Genomic DNA, 1392 nt, shown 5'->3' with positions numbered 1-1392 from the left:
CTGCCGGCTGGTGCGGGCAATGGCACCGCCCGGTGTGGCTGCCAAGGGGTGATCATCCGGCAGCTGCAACCGATCATCATGGCGCAGCGCGGTCAGCCGGGCCGGCGCGCCGCTGTTGGCAGGGTCCAGCAGCCAGTTCATCACCGCCAGCAGCCGGCCCGTGACGGCCAGGCTCTCCATGGCACACAGCGCCTGCGCCTCCGGCGGCTGCGCAGCGCGCCACGCCGCGCCTGGCCCATCGAACCATTCGCGCGCTGCGCGTCCGCAGCTGTGGGTGTCGCGAAACAGCGCCTCCAATTGGGCCTGCAGGCTGCCAGCGCCACTTGAAAGCGGCCGCAGCGATCCCAGATTGGCATTCCCGGCGGGGCCAGCAGGCACGCCGGCACCCCCCGCGCCAAATTGGGCGGGGACAACGGCAAACTTGCTTGAGGAGAAATTTGTCATGCGTGGATTTGATATCTCACCGTTGCTGCGTTCATCAATCGGTTTTGAAAATCTGAATCGTCTGGTCGAATATGCCGGGCGGATCGACACCGGTGATGCCTACCCGCCCTATAACATCGAAAAGCTTGGCGATGGCAGCTACCGCATCCAGATGGCAGTCGCTGGTTTTGCCATGCACGAACTGGACATCATGGTGCAGGAAAACACGCTGCTTGTCAGCGGCCAGGCTGCCGCCGACGCACAGGCTGGCGGGGAACGCGTGTTCCTGCATCGCGGGATTGCCAAGCGCGCCTTTGATCGGCGCTTCCAGCTGGCTGACACCATCAAGGTGACCGGCGCCAGCTTTGAAAACGGGCTGCTCAACATCGATCTGACGCGCGAAATCCCCGAACACAAGAAGCCGCGCAAGGTCGATATTGCCGCCGGGATGCCATCGGCCGTTACCTTGGCCGCTGTCGCCTAACCGCGCAGCACCTTCCGGCGCTCGACCGAAAAGCGTTTCAGCTCTTCGGCGGGCGCCGGCCAATCGGGATCGGCGCGGGCGGCGGCGGCATAATCCTCCATCGCCTCGCGCAGGCGGCCGCTGGCTTCCATGGCCTGCGCACGCGCGAAATAGGCGCGCGCCGGTTCGCGCGGGCCGATGCTGAGGCCGTGGCTGATCAAGGCCACGGCCTCATCGGCGCGGCCCGGCAAGCGGCTGAGCGCAATGCCCTTGTTGATCCAGGCTTCCGCAAAATTCGGGGCAGACCGTATGGCCAGATCGAAATCATCGGCGGCCCCGGCCGGCTGGCCAGCCCGCAAACGGGCAATGCCGCGATTGAGCAGCATGGCCAGCCGCACTGCCGGAGCGGTATCGGCGCGGGCCAGCGCCGCATCGCACCGCCGCAATTGCGAACGCCGCGGCGGCAAGGCTTCGGCCGCAATCCGGCATGGCCGCGCAATCGGCAG

3 protein-coding genes are annotated in these 1392 nt (G+C 66.5%); 1 reads left to right on the top strand and 2 read right to left on the bottom strand.

Translation table 11 applies throughout. The features are described 5' to 3' along the window. Nucleotides 1–444, bottom strand: a 444-nt coding sequence (locus tag ABWP50_RS10755; protein WP_353217984.1) for a DUF1465 family protein, incomplete at its 3' end; no start/stop codon positions are given. Here ABWP50_RS10755 and ABWP50_RS10750 point away from each other — a divergent pair. Next, on the top strand, nt 443–907 hold the full coding sequence (locus ABWP50_RS10750; RefSeq protein ID WP_353217983.1) for an Hsp20 family protein: 465 nt from the start codon (nt 443–445) through the stop codon (nt 905–907). The two genes, ABWP50_RS10755 and ABWP50_RS10750, sit on opposite strands and share 2 nt — an antisense overlap. Here ABWP50_RS10750 and ABWP50_RS10745 read toward each other — a convergent pair. Beyond that, nucleotides 904–1392, bottom strand: a 489-nt coding sequence (locus ABWP50_RS10745; protein WP_502951039.1) for a hypothetical protein, incomplete at its 5' end; no start/stop codon positions are given. The genes ABWP50_RS10750 and ABWP50_RS10745 overlap by 4 nt on opposite strands.

It is taken from the genome of Sandarakinorhabdus sp. (assembly GCF_040398645.1).
Taxonomy (GTDB): Bacteria; Pseudomonadota; Alphaproteobacteria; order Sphingomonadales; family Sphingomonadaceae; genus Sandarakinorhabdus.
This window is presented reverse-complemented; position numbering and strand designations above follow the sequence as displayed.

What these genes read in the sequence shown, in the direction of transcription:
- ABWP50_RS10750 (WP_353217983.1), top strand. Translation starts at nt 443, where the DNA reads ATGCGTGGATTTGATATCTCACCGTTGCTGCGTTCATCAATCGGTTTT.